Raw genomic sequence first — 3,417 nt, 5'->3', positions numbered from 1 at the left:
TCCCAGTCGCCGTCTCGGTGCGGCATCAGCGCATCTCCTCGGTCGGCTCCACCCCCAGAATCCCCAAACCGGCGGCAACGACATACGCGGCAGCGCGAATCAAAGCGAGCCTGGCAAGCGTAGCATCCTTGTCGTCTTCGCGGATGAAACGGAGGGACGCGTCATCCTTGCCCTTGTTCCACAGCCCATGAAAGGCAGCCGCCAGATCGTCGAGATAGAAGGCGATCCGATGCGGCTCATGGGCGATGGCTGCCTGCTCCACCTGACGCGGAAACCCTGCCATCAGCCGAAGAAGCGCAAGCTCGGCTTCATCGCCAAGATGCGAAAAATCGGCATTGGCCAGCGCGCCGTCGGAAAGATCGTAACCGGCTTCGGCCGCATTTCGCAAAACGGAATGAACACGCGCATGGGCGTATTGCACATAAAACACAGGATTGTCGCGCGATTGTTCCATCACCTTGGCAAAGTCGAAATCGAGTGGCGCATCGTTCTTGCGTGTCAGCATCATGAAACGAACGGCGTCCTTGCCGACCTCGTCCACCACCTCGCGCAACGTCACGAAATCACCTGCCCGCTTCGACATCCGCACCGGTTCACCATTACGGAAAAGCCGCACCATCTGGCAGACCTTCACATCGATCTCTGCATCGTCGTCGGTGATTGCGGCAACCGCGGCCTTTACGCGTTTGATGTAGCCCGAATGGTCGGCGCCCCAGACATCGATCAACGTACGGTAGCCGCGCCTGTACTTGTCGTAGTGATAGGCGATGTCCGGCGCAAAATAGGTCCAGCTTCCGTCGGATTTCCTGAGCGCTCGGTCGGCATCGTCGCCGAACGCAGTCGAACGGAAAAGCGTTTGCGGGCGCGGCTCCCAATCTTCCGGCGTCTCGCCCTTGGGTGGTTCAAGCACACCAACGTAAATCAGGCCCTTTTCTTCGAGGAGCTTCACCGTTTCCTCGATCGCGCCCGACCGGTGCAGCGAGAGTTCGGAAAAGAAAACCTCATGCGTGATACCGAGAACCCCGAGATCGCCGCGGATCAACTCCATCATCGCTTCGATGGCCGCCTCACGCGCAATCCGCAGTGCTTCCGCTTCATCATTTCGTTCGACGAGATTTTTTCCATGCGCGGCGGCAAGCGCCTGTCCCACCGGCTTCAGATAGTCGCCCGGATAAAGGCCGTCCGGGATCGCGCCGATCTCTTCGCCTAGCGCCTCGCGATAACGAAGCAGCACGCTGCGCGCCAACACTTCGATCTGCCCGCCCGCATCGTTGATATAATACTCGCGGCAAACCCTGTAGCCGACTTTCTCCAGAAGGTTCGCCAGCGCATCGCCAAAGACCGCGCCGCGCACATGGCCGACATGCATCGGCCCCGTCGGATTGGCCGAGACATATTCGACATTGACCGCCTCACCGGCGCCGATGTCGCTTGCGCCGTAAGCCGAACCGGACCGCAGCATCTCGGGAATGCGGGCCAGCCAGAATTCGGATTTCAAGCGAAGATTGATAAAGCCCGGACCGGCGACGGAAACCTCCGTCACCGTTTCCTCGGCGGCGAGCTTCGCCGCCAGCCGATCGGCGAGATCGCGGGGTTTGACGCCTGCGGGCTTCGCCAGCACCATCGCCGCGTTGGTCGACATGTCTCCATGCGAGGGATCGCGCGGCGGTTCGACGGCCACCCGGGAGGTGTCGAGCCCTGCGGGCAGGACGCCTTCATCGGCAAGTGTCCGCAGGGCAGCCTCGACACGATCCTCGAAATATCGAAAAATATTCATTGTTGCCGTCACTTATGGAGCCGCCGGGCGCGCACTCTAGCCGCGCCGAAGGTCCGTTTCCAGCCCCGGTTCAGGCCCTTGAATCGTGAAGATCGAAGAGCCGCCGATGCTCCTCGATCGCAAAGCGGTCGGTCATGCCCGCGATAAAGTCGCAAACACGCCGCGCCGTTTTGATGCCGCTAGCCCCGTCGCAACCGCGCTGCCACTCCGGCGGCAGAAGATCAGGTTCCCGATGCAGCAATTCGAAGAGATCGGTGACGGTCCGCTGTGCCTTGCTCATCGAGCGGTTGACGCGGTAGTGCCGGTACATGCGCTGCATCAAGAATGATTTCAACGCCGCATTGTGTTCGTTCATCACGGCGCTGAAACCGACCAGCGGGCGGTCCATCGCCCGAACCTCGGCGGCGGATTCCGGCCGGACCTCGTCCAGCCGACGGCGCGTTTCGGCCAGCAGGTCGTCGACCATCGTGCCGATCAGGCGCCGCACCGCCTCATGGATCACGCGCGCGGCTTCGAGTCCCGGAAACTCGTCAAGCACGCCCCGGAAAGCATCGCCAACGAGCGGCAACGCCATCAGGTCGTCGATTTCGAAGAGCCCGGCGCGCAATCCGTCGTCGATGTCGTGGTTGTTGTAGGCGATATCGTCGGCCAGCGCCGCCACCTGCGCTTCCGGCCCTGCATAGGTCGAGAGTTCGAGATCCTGTGTCTCGGCATATTCGACGATGGCGCGCGGCAGCGCCTCGATGCCGTGACCCGGCGACACGACCGGCCCGTTATGCTTGACCAGCCCTTCAAGCGTTTCCCAGGTCAGATTGAGCCCGTCGAAGCGCGCATAGCGCCGCTCCAGCTTTGTGACGATGCGCAGCGTCTGGGCGTTGTGGTCGAAGCCGCCGAAACCGTCCATGCAGCGATGCAGCGCCGTTTCCCCGGCGTGGCCGAATGGTGTGTGGCCGAGATCGTGAGCCAGCGCCAGTGTCTCGGCAAGGTCCTCATCGAGGCCGAGCACACGGGCGATCGAGCGGGCGACCTGCGCCACTTCGAGTGAATGAGACAACCGGGTGCGGTAGTTGTCGCCCTCGTGATAGACGAAGACCTGGGTTTTGTATTTGAGACGGCGGAACGCGCCGGAGTGGATGATCCGGTCCCTGTCGCGCTGAAACGGCGTCCGCGTCGCGCTTTCGGGCTCCGCAAAGAGCCGTCCACGCGTCTCCTCGGCGCGGGTGGCATAGGTCGCGGTGGCGGCAGGATTGGCTATCGGCAAGAAAAACCTCGACTTTTCGGTCTGCAGGCAGGGTTCGGCGATTTGAAAACCGGGCGGCAGGCAACTACATATCTGCTAAGCCAATTCTGGTATTGTTCAAAGCCGAAAGCGCGATTTCCGGGCCCAACCGGGAGAAAGACAGCAATGACCAACGCCGATACTGCCGAACTCACCAAGCCTATTACGCTGACGGCGCGCGCCGCCCGGCAGATTGCCAAGATTCTCAATGCCGAAGGCAAAGGGGCAATGTTGCGTGTGGCGGTACAAGGTGGTGGTTGCTCAGGCTTTCAGTACGGTTTCACGCTGGACGATCTCAAGCAGGACGACGATCTGATCCTCGAAAGGGACGGCGCCAAGGTGCTGATAGACGCTGTTTCGG

3 protein-coding genes are annotated in these 3,417 nt (G+C 61.5%); 1 reads left to right on the top strand and 2 read right to left on the bottom strand.

Annotation, left to right across the window (positions count from 1 at the left end; all coding sequences use genetic code 11):
• Positions 1 to 25: 25 nt before the first annotated feature.
• Positions 26 to 1,777 carry an arginine--tRNA ligase gene (gene argS, locus WEB61_RS01275; RefSeq protein ID WP_368062516.1) on the bottom strand — a complete coding sequence of 584 codons (1,752 nt, stop codon included), beginning with the start codon at positions 1,775 to 1,777 and terminating at the stop codon, positions 26 to 28.
• A 70-nt stretch (positions 1,778 to 1,847) separates the two neighbouring features.
• A complete protein-coding gene (locus WEB61_RS01270; RefSeq protein WP_368062515.1) occupies positions 1,848 to 3,038 on the bottom strand; it encodes a deoxyguanosinetriphosphate triphosphohydrolase in 1,191 nt (396 codons plus the stop codon).
• A gap of 144 nt (positions 3,039 to 3,182) precedes the next feature.
• On the opposite strand from WEB61_RS01270, the gene WEB61_RS01265 reads away from it, so the two are divergent.
• Positions 3,183 to 3,417 (top strand): HesB/IscA family protein (locus WEB61_RS01265; protein ID WP_368062514.1); only part of this gene is annotated, 235 nt, incomplete at its 3' end.

Origin of the sequence: Parvibaculum sp. (assembly GCF_040882025.1) — a bacterium.
Classification (GTDB): Bacteria; Pseudomonadota; Alphaproteobacteria; order Parvibaculales; family Parvibaculaceae; genus Parvibaculum.
This window is presented reverse-complemented; position numbering and strand designations above follow the sequence as displayed.